Origin of the sequence: Falsiroseomonas sp. HC035 (assembly GCF_050563525.1) — a bacterium.
In the GTDB taxonomy this organism is placed as follows: domain Bacteria; phylum Pseudomonadota; class Alphaproteobacteria; order Acetobacterales; family Acetobacteraceae; genus Falsiroseomonas.
The window spans coordinates 43,030-64,265 of the sequence record NZ_JBNXUN010000014.1 but is presented as its reverse complement, the minus strand read 5'-3'; the positions used below and the strand labels follow the sequence as shown (position 1 = coordinate 64,265).

17 protein-coding genes and 2 tRNA genes are annotated in these 21,236 nt (G+C 71.2%); 10 read left to right on the top strand and 9 right to left on the bottom strand.

The window, feature by feature from the left end; genetic code table 11:
* The first annotated feature begins 6 nt into the window (after positions 1-6).
* Genes ACLF3G_RS22995 through ACLF3G_RS22985 form a run of 3 tightly spaced genes read left to right on the top strand, consistent with a single transcriptional unit; the run spans position 7 to position 3,721 of the window.
* Complete coding sequence (locus ACLF3G_RS22995) at positions 7-1,068, top strand: hypothetical protein (RefSeq protein ID WP_430671741.1); 1,062 nt, start codon at positions 7-9, stop codon at positions 1,066-1,068.
* The gene (gene glpK, locus ACLF3G_RS22990) at positions 1,065-2,555 is read left to right on the top strand and encodes a glycerol kinase GlpK (RefSeq protein ID WP_430671740.1); all 1,491 of its coding nucleotides are present in this window, start codon (positions 1,065-1,067) and stop codon (positions 2,553-2,555) included. Before ACLF3G_RS22995 ends, glpK begins: the two co-directional genes overlap by 4 nt.
* A complete protein-coding gene (locus tag ACLF3G_RS22985) occupies positions 2,552-3,721 on the top strand; it encodes a hypothetical protein (protein ID WP_430671739.1) in 1,170 nt (389 codons plus the stop codon). Before glpK ends, ACLF3G_RS22985 begins: the two co-directional genes overlap by 4 nt.
* Positions 3,722-3,724: 3 nt before the next feature.
* On the opposite strand, the gene ACLF3G_RS22980 is transcribed toward ACLF3G_RS22985, so the two are convergent.
* From ACLF3G_RS22980 to ACLF3G_RS22965, 4 genes are all read right to left on the bottom strand, one after another.
* A complete protein-coding gene (locus ACLF3G_RS22980; protein WP_430671738.1) occupies positions 3,725-5,299 on the bottom strand; it encodes a GMC family oxidoreductase in 1,575 nt (524 codons plus the stop codon).
* Positions 5,300-5,388: 89 nt separating this feature from the next.
* Positions 5,389-8,526 (bottom strand): efflux RND transporter permease subunit, encoded by a 3,138-nt coding sequence (locus ACLF3G_RS22975; protein ID WP_430671737.1) that lies wholly within the window; start codon positions 8,524-8,526, stop codon positions 5,389-5,391.
* Positions 8,523-9,677, bottom strand: coding sequence for an efflux RND transporter periplasmic adaptor subunit (locus tag ACLF3G_RS22970; RefSeq protein ID WP_430671736.1), 1,155 nt, complete (start codon positions 9,675-9,677; stop codon positions 8,523-8,525). Before ACLF3G_RS22970 ends, ACLF3G_RS22975 begins: the two co-directional genes overlap by 4 nt.
* A gap of 141 nt (positions 9,678-9,818) precedes the next feature.
* Positions 9,819-10,199 carry an OmpA family protein gene (locus ACLF3G_RS22965; protein ID WP_430671735.1) on the bottom strand — a complete coding sequence of 127 codons (381 nt, stop codon included), beginning with the start codon at positions 10,197-10,199 and terminating at the stop codon, positions 9,819-9,821.
* Between the two features lie 69 nt (positions 10,200-10,268).
* Here ACLF3G_RS22965 and recF point away from each other — a divergent pair, with 69 nt between their 5' ends.
* Positions 10,269-11,495 carry a DNA replication/repair protein RecF gene (gene recF, locus ACLF3G_RS22960; protein WP_430671802.1) on the top strand — a complete coding sequence of 409 codons (1,227 nt, stop codon included), beginning with the start codon at positions 10,269-10,271 and terminating at the stop codon, positions 11,493-11,495.
* A gap of 116 nt (positions 11,496-11,611) precedes the next feature.
* Entirely contained in the window at positions 11,612-14,044 is a 2,433-nt protein-coding gene (gene gyrB / locus ACLF3G_RS22955) for a DNA topoisomerase (ATP-hydrolyzing) subunit B (RefSeq protein ID WP_430671801.1), read from the top strand.
* A 105-nt stretch (positions 14,045-14,149) separates the two neighbouring features.
* Here gyrB and ACLF3G_RS22950 read toward each other — a convergent pair whose 3' ends face one another.
* Both ACLF3G_RS22950 and ACLF3G_RS22945 read right to left on the bottom strand, forming a co-directional pair.
* On the bottom strand, positions 14,150-14,932 hold the full coding sequence (locus ACLF3G_RS22950; protein WP_430671734.1) for an SDR family NAD(P)-dependent oxidoreductase: 783 nt from the start codon (positions 14,930-14,932) through the stop codon (positions 14,150-14,152).
* Positions 14,933-14,975: 43 nt separating this feature from the next.
* Positions 14,976-15,545 carry a TetR/AcrR family transcriptional regulator gene (locus ACLF3G_RS22945; RefSeq protein ID WP_430671733.1) on the bottom strand — a complete coding sequence of 190 codons (570 nt, stop codon included), beginning with the start codon at positions 15,543-15,545 and terminating at the stop codon, positions 14,976-14,978.
* Positions 15,546-15,693: 148 nt separating this feature from the next.
* Here ACLF3G_RS22945 and ACLF3G_RS22940 point away from each other — a divergent pair, with 148 nt between their 5' ends.
* Together ACLF3G_RS22940 and ACLF3G_RS22935 are read left to right on the top strand one after the other, a co-directional pair.
* A complete protein-coding gene (locus ACLF3G_RS22940) occupies positions 15,694-16,041 on the top strand; it encodes a DUF1428 domain-containing protein (RefSeq protein WP_430671732.1) in 348 nt (115 codons plus the stop codon).
* Between the two features lie 13 nt (positions 16,042-16,054).
* Positions 16,055-16,807: a VOC family protein gene (locus ACLF3G_RS22935; RefSeq protein ID WP_430671731.1), complete on the top strand. Its 753-nt coding sequence runs from the start codon at positions 16,055-16,057 to the stop codon at positions 16,805-16,807.
* 6 nt (positions 16,808-16,813) lie between these two features.
* Here the strand turns inward: ACLF3G_RS22935 and ACLF3G_RS22930 are convergent, their stop codons facing one another.
* From ACLF3G_RS22930 to ACLF3G_RS22920, 3 genes are all read right to left on the bottom strand, one after another.
* A complete protein-coding gene (locus tag ACLF3G_RS22930; protein WP_430671730.1) occupies positions 16,814-17,599 on the bottom strand; it encodes an SDR family oxidoreductase in 786 nt (261 codons plus the stop codon).
* 46 nt (positions 17,600-17,645) lie between these two features.
* Positions 17,646-17,718 (bottom strand) — tRNA-His (locus tag ACLF3G_RS22925).
* Positions 17,719-17,804: 86 nt separating this feature from the next.
* Positions 17,805-18,998 (bottom strand): aminotransferase, encoded by a 1,194-nt coding sequence (locus tag ACLF3G_RS22920; protein ID WP_430671729.1) that lies wholly within the window; start codon positions 18,996-18,998, stop codon positions 17,805-17,807.
* Positions 18,999-19,144: 146 nt separating this feature from the next.
* Here ACLF3G_RS22920 and ACLF3G_RS22915 point away from each other — a divergent pair.
* From ACLF3G_RS22915 to ACLF3G_RS22905, 3 genes are all read left to right on the top strand, one after another.
* Positions 19,145-19,221 (top strand) — tRNA-Arg (locus ACLF3G_RS22915).
* A 596-nt stretch (positions 19,222-19,817) separates the two neighbouring features.
* Positions 19,818-20,786 (top strand): ArdC family protein, encoded by a 969-nt coding sequence (locus tag ACLF3G_RS22910; RefSeq protein WP_430671728.1) that lies wholly within the window; start codon positions 19,818-19,820, stop codon positions 20,784-20,786.
* A complete protein-coding gene (locus ACLF3G_RS22905) occupies positions 20,783-21,199 on the top strand; it encodes a hypothetical protein (protein ID WP_430671727.1) in 417 nt (138 codons plus the stop codon). The genes ACLF3G_RS22910 and ACLF3G_RS22905 overlap by 4 nt, the downstream gene beginning before the upstream one ends.
* Positions 21,200-21,236 lie beyond the last annotated feature (37 nt).

Sequence of the window (21,236 nt, the reverse complement as noted above, 5' to 3'; positions counted from 1 at the left end):
CAACCCATGATCCTCGGCCCGGCCGGGGCGCTGGCGGCGGGCGCCTGGCTGGGGCCCGGGCTGGCCGCGCTGGCCGGCCTGCTGCTGCTGCGGCTGGCTGGGGCGGGCGGCGAATTCCTGGCCCTGTTCATTGTGGTGGCGCTGTCGCTGCTGCTCGGTGCGCCGGTGGCGCTGCTGGCGGCGCTGCGCGGCACCGTGGCCCTGCCACTCGGACTCGCGGCGGCGGGTGCGGCGGCGGCGGCCTTCGCGCTGCTGTTCGGGCTGGACCGGCTGCCGCTGGCGCAGGCGCTGCCCGGGGCGATGGCGGCGGCGGCGCTGTGCCTGCTGTGGGTCGGGCTTGGCATCGCCGCGGCCTATGGGCTGCCGCCGCTGGCCGCGCTGGCCGCGGGACTGGGCCTCGGCCTGCTGCTGGCGCTGGGAATTGGCGGCCTCGCAGGGGCCTTCTGGGGGCTGGGGGCGGGTGCGGCGGTGGCCGGCTTCCGCGCCGCCGTGCCGGCCCTGGCGGCGCCTCGGCGGGCCGGGCGGCCGGCGCTGCGCCGGGGCGTCGGCCCCGCTTTCGCGGGCCTGGCGCTGGCGCTGGCGGTGCTGGCCGGGCCGGTCTCGGCGCATCTGCTGCAAGGCCGCCTGATGGGCACGTCCCTGGCCCTGCTGGTGGCGCTGCCTGGCCTGGCGCTGGTGGTGCTGGCGCGCGGGCTGACGCCCTTCGGCCTTGGCACCCGGCTTCTGGCCTTGCAGGCACTGGCCGTGGCGCTGGGGCTGGCGATAGGCTCGGCGCCGGCCGCCGCCGGGCTGCTTCCGGCCGAGGGGCTTGCCGGATTCCGCCTGGCGCTGCTCGGCGCCGCCTTCCTGCCCGCCTTCGCGGTGTTGCAGGCCACGCTGTTGAGCCGTGCCGCCCTGGCGCCCGCCATCCTGTCCGCGCTGCTGCTGGCGGGGCTTTCGGCCGGGCTGGGGCCGCTGCTGGCGCTGGCCGGGCCACACCTGGCCCCGGCTGGCGGTTTTGCCGCACCGGTACTGGCGACCGGCTTCGCCTTCCTGCTGGTGCTGCGCAACCCGGAGACCAAGGGATGAAGGACCTGCTGCTCGCCATCGACCAGGGCACCACCTCCACCCGCAGCATCCTGCACGGGCCGGACTTGGCGCCGCTCGCCTCGGCGCAGCGCGAATTGCCGCAGCATTTTCCGGCCTCGGGCTGGGTGGAGCACGAGCCGGAAGACATCTGGCAGGCCACATTGGCCACGATGCGGGAGGCACTTGCCAAGGGTGGCGCCGCCGCCGACCAGCTTGCCGGCATCGGCATCACCAACCAGCGGGAGACCACCCTGCTGTGGGACCGCGCCACCGGCCGGCCGATCCACCGCGCCATCGTGTGGCAGGACCGCCGCACCGCGGCGCACTGCGCCAGGCTGGCGGCGGAGGGGGCGGGCGCGCTGATCGCGGAGCGCAGCGGGCTGCTGCCTGACCCCTATTTCTCCGCCACCAAGCTGGCCTGGCTGCTGGAGAATGTCGGCGGCGCGCGGGCCGCGGCGGCACGTGGCGACCTCGCCTTCGGTACCGTGGACAGCTTCCTGCTGTGGCGGCTGACCGGCGGGCGGGTGCATGCGACGGACGCCACCAACGCCGCCCGTACCATGCTGTTCGACATTCGCCGCGGCTGCTGGGATGCCGATTTGCTGAGGCTTTTCGACATCCCGGACTCGGTGTTGCCGGAGGTGCGGGACAACGCCGCGGAATTCGGCACAACGGAGCCCGGGCTGCTGGGTGCCGCCGTCCCGGTGCGCGGCATGGCGGGCGACCAGCACGCGGCGATGCTCGGCCAGGCCTGCTTCGCACCGGGCATGGTGAAATCCACCTACGGCACCGGCTGCTTCCTGCTGTTGAACACCGGCGACGTGGCGGTGCCGTCGAAGAACCGGCTGCTGACGACGCTGGCCTGGCAATTGGGTGGGCACCGCACCTATGCGCTGGAAGGCGCCATCTTCATCGCCGGCGCGGCGGTGCAATGGCTGCGGGATGGGCTCGGCCTCATCAAGGACGCCGCCGAAAGCGGCACGCTGGCGCTGCGCGCCGACCCCGCCCAGGCCGTCTATTTCGTGCCCGCCTTCACCGGCCTCGGCGCGCCGCATTGGGATGCGGAGGCGCGCGGCGCGATCTTCGGCCTGACGCGCAACACCGGCCGGGCCGAGATCTGCCGCGCCGCGCTGGAAAGCGTCGCCTTCCAGACCCGCGACCTGGTGCAGGCGATGCAGGCGGATTGGGGCGCGCAGGGCGGGGGAACGGTCCTTCGCGTTGATGGCGGCATGACAGCCTCCGACTTCGCCATGCAGGCGCTGTCCGACCTGCTCGGCGCACCGGTCGACCGGCCGGAGGTGCAGGAGACCACGGCGCTCGGCGCCGCCTACCTCGCCGGCTTGCAGGCGGGACTGCTGCCGCCGCCGGGGCCGGCGGTGGCCCATTGGCGGCTGGATCGCCGCTTCCAGCCGGCCATGCCGCGCGCTGAGGCGGATCGTCGCCACGCCGGCTGGCAGGACGCGGTGCGGCGCGTGCTGACCCGATGAGCGTTCTGGCCAGCCTGGGGCTGGTGCCGGTGATCAACGCCGCCGGCACCGTCACACGGCTGTCCGGCGGCATCATGGCGCCAGAGGTGGCGGCCGCGATGGCGGAAGCCTCCGCGGCCTGCTTCGACATGCTGGATGTGCAGGCCGCGGCGAGCCGGGAGATCGCGGCGGCCACGGGCGCGGAGGCCGGCATCGTCACCGGCGGTGCCTCCGCCGCGCTGCTGCTGGGGGCGGCGGCCTGCCTCGCCGGGCTGGACCCGATCGCCATGAACACGCTGCCGGCGCCAGGTGCGGTCCGGGAGTTCGTCATGGCCCGCAGCCAGCGCAACATGTACGACCGCGCGCTGGAAGTGGCCGGTGGCCGCATCGTCGAGGTCGGCATCCCGGACCGTTTCTCCGGGGCCGGGGTGCGCGATGCCTCGGTGGGGGAGATCGCCGCGGCGATCGGGCCAGAGACCGCGGCGGTGTTCTGGGTGGCGCAGCCCTGGTCGGAACCCGCGCTGGCGGAGGTGGTGCGCGTGGCGCATGCCGCCGGCGTGCCGGTGCTGGTCGATGCGGCGGCACAGCTTCCACCGCTGGCGAACCTGACGGCCTTCATCGAGGCTGGCGCCGACCTTGTTGCGTTTTCCGGCGGCAAGGCGATCGGCGGGCCGCAGGCCAGCGGCATGCTGGCGGGGCGGCGGCCCCTGGTCGCCTCGGCCCTGGTGCAGATGCTGGACCTGGATCTGCCGGACGAGCAGTTCCGGCTGCCGGTGGAATTCGCCGGCAACGAGATGCTGCCCTTCCTGCCGCGGCACGGCATCGGCCGGTCCTGCAAGGCGGGGAAGGAGGAGGTGGTGGGCCTGCTGGTGGCGCTCCGCCGCTTCGTGGCGGAAGGCGACGCGGCGCGGGGCGCGCGGATGCTGGCACGGTTGCGGGCCGTGCAGGATGCAATCGGCGAGCGGCCCGGCGCGGAAATACTGCCCGGCCCAACCCCGCTGCTGCTGCTGCGCTGCGCCGATGCGCGGGCTGCGCGGCAGGCGGAGGCCGCGCTGCGCGCCCGCCGCCCCGCCATCCATGTGAACCAGTCCCGGCTGCGCGACGGCGTGCTGGTGGTGCATCCGGCGGCGCTGGCGGATGCCGATCTTGCAGAACTCGGGCGCGGGCTGGCGGCGGTGCTGGGCTGAGCTTCAGCCGGCGCGCATCCGCCGCGCCAGCGCCTCCCCGATCAGCACGCAGGTGAAGTGCAAATTGGCGCGGCAATCCGTCGGCATGATCGAGGCATCCGCCACCCGCAGCCCGGTCACGCCGCGCACCGCGAGGTCCGGGTCCACCACGCCGCGCGGGTCCTCGTAAGCCGTCATGTGGCAGGTGCCGGCGGCGTGCTGGATGTCGCCGGCCTCGGCCAGCATCAGCGCGTCCAGCGCGTCGTCGTCCAGCGCTGCCGCCTGATCCATCGACAGCGCGCTCTCGCCGAAATGGATGCGCTCGGCCAGGCGCGCCAGCGGGTCCAGCGCCGTCATCCGCGCCAGGCGGCGCACGCCGTCGCGCAGCCGCAGGCGGTCGCGCGCATCCGCCAGCATGTTCTCCTCGACCACCGGCTGCGCCTCCGGGTCCGCGGAGGTCAGCGACAGCTCGCCGCGGGAGAAGGCGTCGTACAGCGCGACGCCGACCGCGCCCTGTGCCGCCGGCTCGCCATCGGGCGTCAGGCCACGGTGGTTGTAGGCGATCAGGATCATGTCACGCTCGCCGCCTCCGGCGAGCCGGCTGCTGTAGGTGACGCAGCAATTGGTGTGGCGCGCATCGGCGCCGCGCGCGCGGTGCTCCGGCTTCAGGACCAGGCTGGCGCGCAGGATCGGGTGGTCCATCAGGTTGCGACCGACCGCTGGCAGGTCGTGCAGCACGGCGATGCCGAGGCGTTGCAGCGCCGCCGCCGGGCCAAGGCCGGAGCGCATCAGGATGGTCGGGCTGTGGATCGCGCCGGCGCAAAGGACGATTTCTGGCGCCAGGATTTCCTGCCAGTCCTCGCCCTCGAAGCGTACCCGGACGCCGCGGGCGCGGTTGCCCTCGAACACCACGCGGTCGACCAGAGCGCCGCCACGGATCACCAGGTTGGGCCGGCCGCGCGCGGGTTCCAGGTAGCCGTCATTCGTCGTGATGCGCTGGCCCTCGCGCAGGTTGATCGGGTTGCAGGAGACGCCCTCGCCCTCCGGCGCGTTGAGATCCGGCTTCCAGGGATGCCCCGCCGCCAGCGCCGCGTCGCGCAGCCCGAGATCGACGGCGCCCCATTCCGCCACCGGCATCCGGAACACCGGCAGCGGGCCGCCCTGGCGGAGGCCGGGTGCGACGCCGGTATCGGCATCATCCTCGATGGCGTCCTGGATCGGCCGCAGGTCGCGTGCCGACCAACCCTCGCAGCCGGCTTCCGCCCAGGCATCGAACGCGGCCGGGACGCCGCGGATGGCGATCTGGGCATTGACCGCCGAGGACCCGCCCATCGCCTTGCCGCGCCAGTAGAATTTCGGCTCCTGCACCGCCGTGCGCCGCGTCATCAGTCCGGGCCACTGCCACGCGGCCTGGTGCGCCGGGTCGTGCATGAAGGGGATGATGTTGGCGCTGCGCAGTGCCGGCGGCGCTTCCGCCGCGCGCCAGTCGCGCCCGGCCTCCAGCAGCAGCACGCGTCGGTGGCCGTCCTCCGACAGCCGGGCGGCAAGCGGCGCGCCGGCGGAACCGGCCCCGACCACGATCACGTCGAAGGGCTGCATCGTCTGGCTCCGCTGGTGGCGACCCGCAGGCAACCAGCTTGCGGGCCCGCCGGCAAGCTACTCGGCCCGCAAGCTACTCGACCCGCAAGCTACTCCGCCGGCGCCGGTGCGCCGCGTGGCCGGAAGCGGCGGGCGATCCAGCCCTCCGCCTGGTCGATGTAGATGTAGGCGACAGGCACGAAGATCAGGCTGAGCAGGGTGGAGGTGATGAGCCCGCCGATCACCACCAGCGCCATCGGCGAACGGAATTCGCTGTCCGCGCCGATGCCGAGCGCGATGTGCGTCATGCCGGCGACCATGGCGATGGTGGTCATCACGATGGGCCGCGCCCGCTTGCGCGCCGCCTCGACGATCGCGGCCTCCCGTCCCACGCCGTCGCCACGGATCATGATGGCGTACTCGACCAGCAGGATGGAGTTCTTGGCGACGATGCCCATCAGCATCAGCACGCCGATGACGGCGGAGACGCCGAGCGATTTCTGCGCCAGCAGCAGCGCCATCAGCGCCCCGCCAAGCGACAGCGGCAGCGCGCTCATGATCGTCAGCGGTTGCAGGAAGCCGCCGAACAGCAGAACCAGCACGAGGTAGACCAGCAGCACGCCGGACCCCAGCGCCATCAGGAAGCCGCCGAACAACTCCGCCATCACCTCGGTATCGCCGGTCGGCTGTTCGCGTACGCCGGGCGGCAGGTTCTGCATGCTGGGCAGGCTGGCGATCAGCCTGGTGCCCTCGCCGAGCGGCAGGCCGTTCAGCTCCGCCTCCACCGTCGCCTTGCGCAGCCGGTCCAGCCGGTCGATCTGGGCGGGGCCGGAGCCGTGGCGGATTTCCGCCACCGTCTCCAGTGGCACGCCGATGCCGGCGCGGCCCTCCACGCGCAGCGACCGCAACTGGTTCAGGTCGCCGCGGGCGCGCTGGTCCAGCATGACGCGGATCGGGATCTGCCGGTCCGGCAGGTTGAAGCGCGCCAGTGCCTGGTCCACGTCGCCCACGGTTGCCAACCTTGCCGTGCTGGCGATGGCGGTGACGGACACGCCGAGTTCCGCGGCGCGCGCCTGCATCGGCAGGATCTGCAGTTCGGGCCGGGCGAGGGAGGCGGTGGACCGTGCGCCGGCCAGTTCCGGCAGCGCCCGCATCTCCGCCTCCACGGCGCGGGAGGCCGCGGCCAGCGCGACGCTGTCGGTGCCGACCAGCGTGACCTGCAGCTTCGAGCCGCTCTGGCCATCCGCGCCGAAGCGGATGCGGGCGCCGCGCAGGCGCTCCAGCTCCGGCCGCAGCGCCGCTTCCACCTGTGCCTGGCTCAGTGCGCGCTGCGACATCGGCACCAGCGAGACGATGAGGTTCGCCGTGCGCGGGTCGCCGGCGCGGGTCACGGTGCCGAGGCCGGGCGGGCCGCCGCTGGTCAGGGTGCCCATGCTGGCGAAGACGGAGGTGACCTCCGGCCGCGCCAGCATGATGCGCGTCGCCTCCTGCACCACTGCCTCGGTCTCGGCAAGGGATGCGCCGGGCGGCAATTCGATTGCGAGCGAGGCACGGCCGCGATCGGCGCCGGGAACGAAGTCGCGCGGGATGTAGGGCACCAGCGCGATCGACAGCGCGAAGAACAGCACGCCGCCGGCCAGCGTGGTCAGCTTGTGGCGCAGGCACCAGCCAAGCATGGCCATGTAGCCGCGCGTCACGAAGCCATCCGGGCGCGCCGGCGTGTCGCGTCCACCAGGACGCGCAGATGCGCGATGCGCCTTCAGGAAGTAGGCGCCGAGCAGCGGGGTCAGCAGCCGCGCGACGACCAGGGAGAAGGCGACGGCGGCGGCGACGGTCAGGCCGAACTGGCGGAAGAACTGCCCGGGGATGCCCGGCATGAACGCGACCGGCACGAAGACCGCGAGGATGGTCGCCGTCGTCGCCACCACTGCCAGCCCGATCTCCGAGGAGGCATCCAGCGCGGCACGATACACGCTGATGCCCGGCGTCTGGCGGATGTGGCGGACGATGTTCTCGATCTCGACGATCGCATCGTCCACCAGCACGCCCACCACCAGCGTCAGGCCGAGCAGCGTGACGTTGTTCAGCGAGAAGCCCAGCATCTGCATGACGAAGAAGGTCGGGATCAGCGACAGCGGCATGGCGATGGAGGCCATGACCGTCGCGCGCCAGTCGCGCAGGAACAGCCAGACCACGATCATCGCCAGGATGGAGCCGATGACCAGCGCCTCCACCGCCGCGTGGAAGCCGGCGCGGACGAAGACGGCCGTGGAGGTCACGGGGGTGATCGTCACCTCCGGGTGCTCAGCCATCAGGTTCTGTGCGCGCGCCATGACGCCATCGGCGACGCGGACCTCCGACGATCCGCGGGTGCGCAGGATCTCGAAGGCGACGACCGGGCGGCCATCCAGCCGCGCCGCGGTGCGCACTTCCGCCGTGCCGTCCTCGACCTCCGCCAGATCGCCGAGGCGTGCGGTGCGGCCGTTCGGCAGGATGATGCTGCGCTCGCGCAGCGCCTCGACGGTGGGTGCGGAGCCCAGGGTGCGGATGGTCTGCTCGCCGCTGCCCACGGTACCGCGGCCGCCGGGCAGGTTGATATTCTGCTCCCGCAGCTGCTGGTTCACCTGGTTGGCGGTGATGCCGAGCGCCAGCAGCCGGTCCGGCCGCAGCGCCACGCGGATCTCGCGCTCCACCCCGCCGACGCGGTTGACCTGCGCCACGCCGCTGACCGACAGCATGGATTTCGCGATGGTGTCGTCGACGAACCAGCTGAGTTCCGCCACCGTCATGCGCGGGGAGGCGACGGTGAAGGTGACGATGGCGCCGCCCGTCGCCTCCACCCGCGTGATGACCGGGTCGCGGATGCTGGCAGGCAGGTCGCTGCGGATCTGCGCGATCTTGTCGCGCACGTCGTTGGTCGCGCGATCGATGTTCTTGCCGAGCGCGAATTCGATGACGGTGGTGGAGCTGCCATCGACGATGGTCGAGGTGATGTGCTTGACGTCGCCGAGCCCGGCGACCGCATCCTCCACCCGCCGCGTCACCTGGCTTTCGAGTTCCGAGGGCGCCGCGCCGGACTGCACGACGGAGACGACGACGGCGGGCAGGTCGATGTCGGGGCTGTTGTTGATGCGCAGCATCGGATAGGCGAACAGGCCAGCCACCGTCAGCAGCAGGAAGATCACGGCGGTGGCGACCGGGTTGCGGATCGCCCAGCCGGAAATGTTCCGGTGCTTCTCCTCGATCATGGCGAGACGCGCACCAGGTCGCCATCGGCCAGGAAGCCGGCGCCGGTGACGACGACGCGCTCACCGGCCGCAAGCCCCTCGCGGATCTCCACCATGCCGTCCTGGCGTTCGCCGGCGACCAGGCGGCGGATCCGGACGCGGTCGGTGCCCTCCGGCAACACGAAGGCCTGCGGCGCGCCGTCCCGGAACACCACGGCGGCCGAGGGCACCATCACCACCTGCCGCACCGGTCCGGCGATCTCGGCGGCGGCGAACATGCCGGGGCGGAGGCCTGAGTCCGCCGGCAGCGCGACATGGACGATACCGAGCCGCGTGTCGGGCGCCACCAGCGGGGCGATGGCGCGGGCCTCGGCGGCGATGCTGGCGCCGCCGTGCCGCACCGTCACCGCCTGTCCGGGTCGGATCGCGGCGAGGTCGAGTTCGGGCACCCGGGCATCCAGTTCCAGCCGCCCGTCCCGCAGGATGCGGAACATCTCCTGCCCCGCGCCGGTGACGGCGCCGATGCGGGCGGTGACGCGGGCGACGATGCCATCCGTCGGCGCCAGGATGCGGGTCTGCGCCAGCCGCGCCACCGCCTCGTCCCGCCGCGCGCGGGCGGAGGCGAGGCGGGCCTCGGCCTGCAGGGCGGCGGCGCGGCGCTGTTCGGCCACCTGCACGGAGGCGCTTTGCGTGCGGACCAGGGACTCGGCGCGGGTAAGGTCGGCGGCGGCGAGATCCCGCGCCGCATCGGCCTCCAGGATCGCCGCCTCCGCCTGCGCCGCCTGGGCGGCCAGCACGCCGTCGTCGAGCCGGGCCAGCAGGTCCCCGGCGCGGACGGACTGGCCTTCCTCGACCGGGGCTTCCACCACGCGCAGGCCGCCAATTTCGGCGCCGATCACCAGTTCCTGCCACGCCACCACGGAGCCGTCGGCGGTGACGGAGGTGGCGACCGGGCGGGTGGCGGCGGTGGCCAGGGCGACGGTCAGCACCGGGGTGGGGCCGGCGGCCGGTGTCGCGGGCGGGGCCGGGGCGTTGGCGGGTGCGCGCAACAGCCAGATCCCGCCGCCCGCCAGCAGGGCCAGCAGCAGGCCGAGCACCAGCCAGCCGCGGCGCCGCCCCCGAGGGGCGGTGGTGCGGGCGGCCGGGTCGGGGGTGATCCTGCTGTCGAACATATCGGATTCCGGCACGCCGTGCCGGGGAAGTCCAGCCGCGTGCCCTGCGTGCCGGCTGCCCGGCGCCACGCCTATCTGGTGCGGTGCGGCAGGGTGGTCAACGATGGCTTTGGTATCGGACGGCAACGGCAGGCGGCGGCCTCAGGGCAGCAGGTGGATTTCTGCGCGTCGGCTGAACGGGTCGATCCGGCTGCGCAGGTCGCGTTGCTCGGCTGGCGGGGTCACCGCCTCGATGCGGCCGGGCGGCACGCCAAGGCCCTCCAGCGCCTCCGCCACCGCCACGGCGCGGCGCCGGCTAAGCAGGCCATCGAGGCGCGGCCCCTGCTGGTCCTGGGCATGGCCCTCCACGCGGATGCGGCCAGGCGTGGCCTTCCAGGCTTCGGCAAGGCTGGCGAGCAACTCGAGGCAGGCGGCGTCCGGCGCATCGCCGCCGCGCGGGAACAGGCAGGCGGGCGGGCGCGTCTCGGCCCAGGTGGGTGCGGCCAGCAGGACCAGGAGGCAGGCGAGGCGGGCGGGCGACATGGGGCAGGCATCCCATGTTCGGGCTGCCCTGGCGAGGCTTGGCTTGACGTTCCGCCTTCGTTCGCCCTAATCCCTGCGCAGGCCGCCACGCCGGGAAGACCCCATCTGACCCCCGCCCCCACGCTGCGCCTGACGCGCCTCCGCCTGACGGATTTCCGGTCCTATCCCAGCTTCGAACAGCGTTTCGAGGGTCGTATCGTGGCGATTGCCGGGCCGAACGGCGTCGGCAAGACCAACCTGCTGGAGGCGATCAGCCTGCTCGGCCCCGGCCGCGGGCTGCGCGGCGCGCGCGCCACCGAGATCGGCCGGCGCGGCGGCGGCGAAGCGCCGCGGCCCTGGGCCGCCTTCGGCGCCTTCGAGGGGCCGGACGGCCCGACCGAGATCGGCACCGGGACCATCGGCGACGCCGCCGACCCGACCCGACGCCGCTACCTGGTGGATGGCGAGCCGGCGAAGAGCCAGGCGGACCTCGCCGGCCGCGCCGCCGCCGTCTGGCTAACGCCGCAGATGGACCGCCTGTTCCAGGAGGGTGCCAGCGGCCGCCGCCGTTTCCTGGACCGCCTGGTCTGGGCGCTCGACCCCGGCCATGCGCGGGAGGTGGCGGCGCATGACACCGCCATGGCCGGCCGCAACCGCCTGTTGTCCGAGGGCCGATCAACTGGAAAGGGGCGGGACGCCGGCTGGTTGGCGGCGCTGGAGGATGCCATGGCGCGGCACGGCATTGCCGCCATCGCCGCCCGCCGGTCCCTGGCGCAGCGCCTGAACCTGCTGCTGGCGGCCGGCACCGCCACCGGCTCCTTCCCGGCAGCCCGCCTGGACCTCGTCTGCCCGCTGGCCGCCGCGCTGGACGAGACGCCGGCCCTGGCCCTGGAGGACCGGCTGCGTACCGACCTCGCCGCCAGCCGCGCCCGGGATGCTGCGGCCGGCGGTGCCGCGCATGGCGCCCACCGCACCGACATGGACCTGGTCCACCTGCCCAAGGGCCTGGAGGCAGCGCTTTGTTCGACCGGGGAGCAGAAGGCGCTGCTGGTTTCGGTGGTTCTGGCGCATGCCGCGCTGATTGGCGCCGCGCGCGGCTTCGCGCCCCTGCTGCTGCTGGACGAGGTCGCGGCCCACCTGGACCTGGCGCGGCGCCAGGCGCTGTATGCGGCGCTGGCACAATCGCCGGCCCAGGTCTTCCTGACCGGGACGGAAGCGGATATTTTCAGCCCTCTCCAGGGCGTTGCCGAGGTTTTCGCGGCGACGCCCGAGGGCCTGGACCCGATGCCGAATTACCCCGTGCCCCAACCCGCGTGATTCCCTATATAAGCAGGGTTTCAAGCCGCATTTCAGGAGCCACCGCCGGCATGTCCGACGCCGCCGCGCGCGCCAACCCACCGAACCACCCGGTCCCCGGGCAGGCCAATCCTCCGCTGTCGGGGAATGGTGACCCGAATCCGGGCGCTGACACCTATGACAGCGCCTCGATCACCGTGCTGCGTGGCCTGGAGGCCGTGCGGAAGCGGCCGGGCATGTATATCGGCGACACCGATGACGGCTCCGGCCTGCACCACATGGCCTTCGAGATCATCGACAATGCGGTGGACGAGGCCCAGGCCGGCTTCGCCTCCCGCTGCGACGTGGTGCTGAATGGCGATGGCAGCGTCACCGTTACCGATGACGGCCGCGGCATCCCGGTGGACATGCACGCCGAGGAAGGCGTCTCCGCCGCTGAGGTGGTGCTGACCCGCCTGCATGCGGGCGGCAAGTTCAACCAGAACAGCTACAAGGTTTCCGGCGGCCTGCACGGCGTCGGCGCCGCGGTGGTGAATGCGCTGTCGGAGTGGATGGAAGTCCGCATCTGGCGCGACGGGCGGGAGCACTTCATCCGCTTCGAGCATGGCGACACGGTGCAGCCGCTGACCATCACCGGCGAGTCGGCGCACATGCACGGCACGCAGGTGACCTTCAAGCCGGCCGCCAGTACCTTCACCAAGACCGAATACGAATACCCGATCCTGGAACGCCGGCTGCGCGAGTTGGCCTTCCTGAACTCCGGGCTGAAGATCTCGCTGCGCGACGACCGGCACGTGCCGGCGGTGGAGGCGCATTTCGAGTTCAAGGGCGGCCTCGTCGCCTTCGTCGAATGGCTGGACCGCAGCAAGGAGCCCATCTTCAAGCCGCCGATCAGCCTGGTGACCAAGGCCACCGAAGGCATCCGCGTCGAGCTCGCGATGTGGTGGAACTCGAGCCCGCATGAAGTCGCGCTCTGCTACACCAACAACATCCCGCAGCGCGACGGCGGCAGCCACCAGGCCGGCTTCCGGCAGGCTCTGACCCGCATCGTGATGAAGTATGCCGAAGACCTCGCCAAGAAGGAAAAGGTCGAGTTGATCGGCGACGACATGCGCGAGGGCCTGACGGCTGTGCTGTCGGTGAAGGTGCCGGACCCCAAGTTCAGCTCCCAGACCAAGGACAAGCTCGTCAGTTCCGAGGTGCAGCCGGTGGTGCAGATGGCGGTCGCCGATGCGCTGTCGCACTGGTTCGAGACGCATCCGAAGGAAGCGAAGCTGGTGCTGGAGCAGGTCGTGCTCTCGGCCGCGGCCCGCAAGGCGGCGCAGCTCGCGCGCGACAAGGTCGGCCGCAAGAACGCGCTGGACATTTCGACCCTTCCCGGAAAACTGGCCGACTGCCAGGAAAAAGACCCGGCAAAATCGGAAATTTTCCTGGTCGAGGGTGACAGCGCCGGTGGCTCCGCCAAGCAGGGCCGCGACCGGCGCTTCCAGGCCATCCTGCCGCTCAAGGGCAAGATCCTGAACGTCGAGCGCGCCCGGATGGACAAGATGCTGTCCTCCGCCGAGATCGGCACGCTGATCACGGCACTCGGCACCGGCATCGGGCCGGGGCCGGAGGATCGGGGCGGCTTTTCGGCCGACAAGCTGCGCTACCACCGCATCGTCATCATGACGGACGCGGATGTCGACGGCAGCCACATCCGCACCCTGCTGCTGACCTTCTTCTTCCGCCAGATGCCGGCGCTGATCGAGCGCGGGCATCTGTATATCGCGCAGCCGCCGCTGTACCGCGCCAAGCGCGGCAATGACGAGCGCTACCTGAAGGACGATCGCGCGCTCGAGGATTTCCTGCTCGAGAAGGCGCTGTCCGGTGCGCGCATCCGCTTCGCGGATGGGCGTCTGCTGGCGGGCGATGAACTGGGCGAGGAGGTGGAGCGGCTGCGCCAGGTGGCGTCCCGTATCCGACGCCTGGCGACGCAGGTGCCGGCCGGCATCATCGAGCAGGCCGCGGTGGCCGGCGCGCTGACGCCCGACGTGGACCGGGCGCTGGCCGGGGCCGCGCTGCTGGCGCAGCGGCTGGACGCGCTGGCCGCGCCATCGGAGCGCGGCTGGAAGGCCACCGCCGATGGATCGGGCCTCAACCTGTTCCGCGTGGTGCGCGGCGTGACCGAACGCCACGCGCTGGACCCGGCGGCGCTGCGCAGTGCCGAGGCGCGCTGGCTTGATGAGCGCCGCGACGTCTTCGCCCGCGACTACGCCGCCGGCCCGGCCATGCTGGCCTTCGATGCGAATGAGACGACGCAGCACGGCCCGCTTCTGGCCTTCGACCGCGTGCTGACCCAGGGCCGCCGCGGCCTGACGATCCAGCGCTTCAAGGGCTTGGGGGAGATGAACCCCGACCAACTCTGGAAGACCACCCTCGATCCCGCAGTGCGCACCCTGCTGCGGGTGCGGGTGGAGGATGTGGAGGATGCGGAGCAGGTGTTCTCCACCCTGATGGGCGATGTGGTGGAGCCGCGGCGCGAGTTCATCGTGGGCAACGCGCTGAAGGTGGCCAACCTCGACGTCTAGAGTCCGATTGTTTGGTCGTGTGATTCACGCTCTTCGCTATTCCACCGAGACGATCACACTCAGGACCATTGGCGGCACGCTGCCGGCGTGCCGCCGCCCGGCTGCTCAGCCGTTATAGGCGTTCCGGCCCGCCATCACGCCGCCATCCACATCCCAGATCGCCCCGGTGACCCAGTCCGCGCGACCGGACAGGAGGAAGGCGATGACGCCGGCCACGTCGCCCGGCGTGCCGATCCTTCCGATCGGGTGGAAGCCGTTGAAGCCCTGCAGCGTGGCATGGACCTGCTCGCGCGGGATGAAACCCTCGTAGATCGGGGTTTCCACAACGGCCGGGGACACCGCGTTGACCCGGATGCGGTGGGCCGCGAGTTCCATCGCCAAGTGCTGCGTCATGGCATGCAGGCCGGCCTTGGCCATCGAGTAGGCCGTGGACGGCGTCGCGGCCACCGCCTGCCGCGCCCACATCGAGCCGATGTTCACGATGCTGCCGCCCTGGCCCCGCGCGACCATGGCTCGCGCCACGGCCTGGGTCAGGAAGAAGGTGCCGCGGTTGAGCGCGAGATACAGGTCGTAGTCCGCCGGCCCATGATCGAGGAACGACTTTGGCAGGAACACCCCCGCCGCGTTCACCAGGCTGGTCAGGTCGCCATGTTCGGCCGCGAGGCGCGCCGCGAAGGCTTCGACGGAAGTGGGATCGGCAAGGTTCAGGACGGTGGTGGCGACGGCGCCCAGGGGGCGGAGTTCCGCGGCGGCGGCGGCCAGGCGATCCGTGTTCCGACCCAGCAGCAGGACCTTCCCGCCGCCTTCCAGCAGCAGGCGCGCCGTGGCCTTGCCCATGCCGCTGGCGCCGCCGGTGATCAGGGTGTGGGTGTTCGTGAAGTCGGTCATAATGCCTCCCTACTGGTTGGTAGATTTGATGGGCAAGGCAAGCTCAGCTTCGGAGCGAGGCGAGCAGGTCCTCGACGGCACGGGCAACCAGGTCCGGATTGCCGGTTCCCCAGCCGACCAGGCTGGCGCCCTGCAAGGTGGAAAGGACATGCTCCGCGGCACGCCGCGCGGGGCCCCGCAACGTCACCTCCCGCGCCGTGTGGCCCTGGGCCAGGACCTCCTCCAGCCAATCGAGCTGCGCGGCGAAGAAGGTGCCCATGCGATGACGGACCTGCTCGGGCAGCACGGTCGCCTCGGCGGCGAGCATGCCGCAGAGGCACAGCATGCCCTCCCGCAGCCCCGCCTCGTAGATCCCGCCGTAGCGGGCAAGGCGGCCGTGTGCGGTCTGCTCCGCATCGGTGATGTCGGTGAGCATTTCGCGAAAGCGCGCGATGTAGTCCTCGACCAGCGCCACGCCGAGGTCGGCCTTGGCCGGAAAATGGTGGTGGATGCTGGCCTTTCGCAGGCCCACGGCCTCCGACAGGTCGGCGTAGCTGAAGGCGCTGTAGCCGCGGCTGCGGATGATCCGCTCCGCGGCCAGCATCAAACGCTCCCGTGTCGTCTCGGTGTTCATTGTCGTGACCTACCTTCTGGTAGGTAGCCCGTCAATGCCTTGAGCCGTTGCCGCCGAGCTTCAAGCAGGCGTGTTCAGCGAGGAATGGACAGGCTCCCTACCGCGCGTCTATACTTAACCGATTGGTTAATCAAAAAGGGATGATCCGATGAACTACGTCGATGGCTTCCTGGCCGCCGTTCCCGCCGCCAATCGCCAGGCCTTCCTCGATCACGCCACCGCGGCCCTGCCGCTGTTCAAGGAATACGGCGCGCTCCGCGTGGTCGAATGTTGGGGCGACGACGTGCCGGACGGCAAGGTCACCGACTTCAAGGGCGCGGTGCAGGCCAAGCCGGATGAGGTCGTCGTCTTTTCCTGGATCGAATGGCCCTCCAAGGCGGTGCGTGATGCCGGGATGAAGCGGATGATGGAGGATCCGCGGATGCGCGACATGACCATGCCCTTCGATGGGCAGCGCATGATCTTCGGCGGTTTCCAGCCGATTCTCGACGCCTGAGCGGGAGCGCGCTATGCCGAATTCCCATGGCATCTTCATCTGGTATGAGCTGCTGACCAGCGACACCGCAGCCGCACGGCGCTTCTATGGCGGCCTGCTCGGCTGGAATGCCGCTGGTCATGAGGGCCAGCCAGGCTACGAGATCCTGACCCATGGCGAGGACGGGATTGCCGGGCTGATGCAGGCGCCGGCGGGCGTCGCGCCGGTCTGGCTCGGCTATCTCGGCGTCGAGGATGTGGACGCCACGGTGGCGGCCATCGTCGCGGATGGCGGCGCGGTGCAGATGCCGGCGCGCGACCTGCCGGGCGTCGGCCGCATCGCCATGGTGGCGGACCCGGATGGCGCGCCCTTCTACGTCATGCGCGGCGCCGGCGACCGCGCCAGCACCAGCTTCGCGCCCGACGCGATCGGCCACTGCGCCTGGAACGAACTCGGCGCCGCCGACATGGACCGGGCGCTGGCCTTCTACGCCCGGCACTTCCGCTGGACGCGCGGCGAGACGCTGCCGATGGGCCCCATGGGCGATTACCAGATCATGGAGCTGGAGGGCCGCGCCTTCGGCGCCATCATGCAGCGCCAGGCGGAGGCGAAGCCGATGTGGCGCTTCTACTTCCAGGTGCCCGCCATCGGCGCCGCGGTGCGGCGGATGGCGGAGACCGGCGGGACCCTGCTGCACGGTCCCGTGGAGGTGCCGGGTGGCGACCACATCGTCATCGGCCAGGACCCGCAGGGCGCCATGTTTTGCCTGGTCGGCAAGCCAAGTTGAGGGGCCTCAGACCACCGGGCTGCGGCCGCCATCGACGTTGATGGCGGTGCCGGTGATGTAGCCGCCCTGGTCGGAGGCGAGGAAGGTCGCCATCGCCGCGAATTCCTCCGCCTTGCCAATGCGGCCGAGCGGCACGCCCTTGCCCTGCTCGGCCTTCCAGTCCTCCCAGGAAATGCCACGCGGGTCGGCGGCGTGGCGGCGGACCCATTGGTCGCTCTCGATGATGCCGACCAGCATGCCGTTCACCAGGATGCCATGCGGCGCGCCCTCGCCGGCCAGAACCTTGGTCAGCGCCATGCCGGCGGCGCGCGAGACGGCGGTGGGGGCGCCACCGGCGGCGGGAGCCTTGGCGCCGGTGTTCAGCACGTTGATGATGCGGCCCCAGCGGCGGGACTGCATGCCGGGCCAGACGGCGCGGGTCAGGCGGATGGCGGCGAACAGCTTCAGGTCGAGGTCAGCCTGCCACAGCGCGTCATCCACCTCCATGAAGGGGCCGCGCTGGCTGGTGCCGGCGTTGTTCACCAGGATATCGATCGGCCCGAGTTCCGTCGCCGCCTGCTGCGCCGCCCGGGCGCAGCCTTCCGCGGTGCCGACATCGGCCGAGATGGCCGCCACGCGGGCGCCCTGGAACCTGCCCGCGATACGCGCCTTGGCTGCCGCCAGGGCGTCCTCGCCGCGCGCCACCAGCGCCACGGCCGCGCCGGACTCGACGAACTGCTCGGCAATGGCGAGGCCGAGGCCCTTCGAGCCCCCGGTGATCAGGGCGACGCGGCCATCGAGGCGGATCTGCATGGATTTTCTTCCCTGGGACGTGTGGACCCCCTGGTGAGGGGGGATGGGCGATCGACGGGGCTCGAACCCGCGACATCCAAGACCACAACCTGGCGCTCTACCAGCTGAGCTACGACCGCCACACGCCTCCGCCAGGGTTGCCCCCGGGCGCGGGGTGATACGGCGAGCCGGGCCTCGGCGTCAACCTGCCGCGCTGCGCCCGTGATCAACCAACCGCGCTACGCGCGGCGCCCATGCGGCCGGCGATCCAGGCCTCCAGCCGCGCCAGGGCAGCGTCGATCACCTCGTTCCCCTTGCAGAAGGCGAAGCGGACGTAGTGGCTGGGCGCGTCGGCGCTGGCGTAGAAGGCGGTTACCGGAATGGCGGTGACCTTCGCCTCCACCGTCAGCGCGCGGCAGAAGGCCACGTCATCGCCGTTGAAGCCGAGTGGCCGAAAGTCCGTGGTGATGAAGTAGCTGCCCTGGGTTGGCAGCACGCCGAAGCCGAGCCGCGCCAGCCCCGCCGCCAGCCGGTCCCGCTTCGCCTCCAGGCTGGCGGACAGCCCCGCGAAATAGGCGTCGTCCTTCGCCAGGCCGACCGCAATGCCGCGCTGCAGATTGGGCGGGGTGGTGAAGGTCAGGTTCTGGTGCGCCTTGGTGACGTTGCCGGCGAGCGTCCGGTCGCAGGTGACGTAGCCGATTTTCCAGCCGGTCAGGCTGAAGGTCTTGCCGGCCGAGCCGATCCGCATGCAGCGCGGACGCATCCCCGGCAGGGTCATCAGCGGCACGTGCTTCCAGCCGTCGAAGGTCAGGTGCTCATACACCTCGTCGCAGATGGCGTAGCAGTCGTGGCGCTCGATCAGGTCCGCGATGAAGGCGAGTTCGGCGTGGGTGAACACCTTGCCGGTCGGGTTCATCGGCGTGTTGAGCAGGATGGCCTTGGTCTTCGGCCCGAAGGCGGCGGCCAGTTCAGCCCGGGGAAGTTCCCACTTCGGCGGCGTCAGCCGGACCAGCTTCGGAATCGCACCCAGCAGCTTCACCACCGGCAGGTAGGTGTCGTACAGCGGCTCGATCAGCACGCACTCGTCGCCGGGGTTCAGCACCGCCATCAGGCAGGCGGTGATGGCCTCGGTCGCACCAGAGGTGACGATGACCTCCGCATTCGGATCGACCTCCAGCCCGTAGAAGCGCTGGTTATGCGCGGCGACGGCCTGGCGCAGGTCCGGGTGGCCGCTCATCGGCGGGTACTGGTTGCGGCCGTCCTTCAGCGCGGCGGCGGCGGCCTCGATCACATCCTCCGGCCCGTCATAGTCCGGGAAGCCCTGGCCGAGGTTGATGGCGCCATATTCCGTGGCGAGCGCCGACATCACTGTGAAGATGGTGGTGCCGGTGGCGGAGAGCAGGTCGTTCTGGGGCTTCACGTGGGGGTCTCTCGCAACGGGAGGGCTCAAGGCTGCGCCGCGGCGATGATGGGGGGCCTGTGCCGGGGGCGCAACCTGCCGAGGCGGCATTTGCCGAAGCCGGGCCTTTCCCGGGCGCCGCAGGCACGCTATGAGGATCGCGGCAAGGACCCGTAGCTCAGCTGGATAGAGCGCTGCCCTCCGAAGGCAGAGGTCGAAGGTTCGAATCCTTTCGGGTCCGCCAGTTTTTCAGATACTTAGCCTGCTCGGCACAGCGACCGGAGCGGCGCTAGGTAGCAAATAGGTAGCAGCACCGTGCTGCGCCCCGAATCGGGGCTAGGTGCGCGGAGAGCCTATTCCGCCCTGCCATGTGCGCAGCGCAACTGCCCATGTGCTGGCCTTGCCTTCGCGACGATCGCCACCTCCCGGTCGCGCGCAGCGAGGAAGATCAGGCGGCGCCCGACCGAAAGCGCTCGACCTTGCGGTCCGGTCACGTGGCAGCGTCCAGGCGTCGGTCATTGTCGCTCGATCTCATCGTTATGCGCTTGGGCGCCGGAGTTCCATCTGCCGCGCCCAGCAGTGGACTGTCCGACAACGCGAACACGTTGCCGCTGCCTGGGGCAATCGGGCCGCAATGGAACCTATCGCCTGCCTCCGCTGGTGTTCGCTTCAAGCGAGCGATCTGCATCAGAGTTCGACGACAAAGGTGATCCCAGTTCCCGGGTGACACCGGGTCCCCGCTGTGGAGTGGCGTCGAGAGTGAGAGCTTTGCAGCTGTCGCCGTGACGGGTTTCGGGGCCGAGAGAGAGGCTCGCGGCCGGCCCGTCATGGAGAACCGCCATGACCCGCTCCGCGACGCGGCCGGCCCCGAGCGGCCGAGCCTCGGCTGACCGCGCGAACCTCTACGACGAGATCACCGACAGGATCATCGCCGAACTCGAGGCCGGGCGCCTGCCCTGGGTGCAGCCCTGGGGAACCTCCAGTGTGGCCGCACCCCTCGCCCTGCCGAAGAACGCCGCGACCGGCCGGCGCTACTCCGGGATCAACGTGCTGATCCTGTGGGGTGCCGTCGTCGAGCGCGGCTACGCCGGCCAGAGCTGGCTCACCTTCCGCCAGGCGCTCGCGCTCGGCGGCAATGTGCGCAAGGGCGAGCGCGGCACAACGGTCGTCTACGCCGACCGCTTCATCCCTGGCGAGGAGCGCGAGCGCGCGCAAGAGACGGGCAAGGATGCCCGCGCGATTCACTTCCTCAAGCGCTTCACGGTGTTCAACGTCGAGCAGTGCGACGGCCTGCCGCCCGAGCTCGCCGCCACGACGCCGCCTGCGGACACCTCGCTCATCGAGCCGCGCGTGCAGGCGGTGATCGCAACTTCTGGCGCCAATCTCCGCATCGGAGGAGAGCGCGCCTACTACGACGTACTCGGCGACTTCATCGGCGTTCCGCCGCCGCAGGCCTATTTCCAGCCGATCGACTGGCACCGGACCGCGCTGCATGAGCTCGGCCACTGGACGGGGCATGCGTCGCGCCTTGGCCGTGAGATCGCCAACAGCTTCGGCTCGAAGAAGTACGCGCAGGAGGAGCTGGTCGCCGAGATGACCGCGGCCTTCACCTGCGCCGCGCTGGGCATCGTGCCGACGGTGCGCCACGCCGACTACATCGGCTCCTGGCTGGATGTGCTGCGCGAGGATAATCGCGCGATCGTCCGCGCGGCGAGCGCGGCGTCGAAGGCGGCTGATTTCCTGCTCGACTTCGCGCCCGAGACCGAAGCGGTCAACGATGACGCAGACGCGGCCGAGGTGGTGTCGTGACCCGGCGACACAACACCAGGGCGCCGCTCATCGCACGCGACGCGGAGGAGCGCTACGGCCGCTACATCCGCGAAGCTCTGATCACGGAGGGCGGCCACCTCGCCATCGGCCGCGGCGGCTTCACGCTGTACTTCGCCCGCGGTGAATATCTGAGCGGGCACGACTGCGAGACCATCAAGGCGGCCTGCATCGCCGCCCGCCTGCCGGTCATCGACAGCCGCGGCCTGGAGTTCGAGGTCGTCTGCGATCTCGCGGTGCGCGGCCCGATGGTCGCGGTCGGCGAGCCTGCAAGCGCACTGCCTTGGGGTGCCTTCTCCTACGCGCCACTCGCGGCTGTCGCGGATGCGTATCGCGCGGCCGGCGCTGAGGTGTGGAACCTCCCCGCTGCGGCTCCAGCGGCGCGGAGAGAGTGAGAGGGCCGAGGCGGTCTTCGTGACGGGTTGAAGGTCG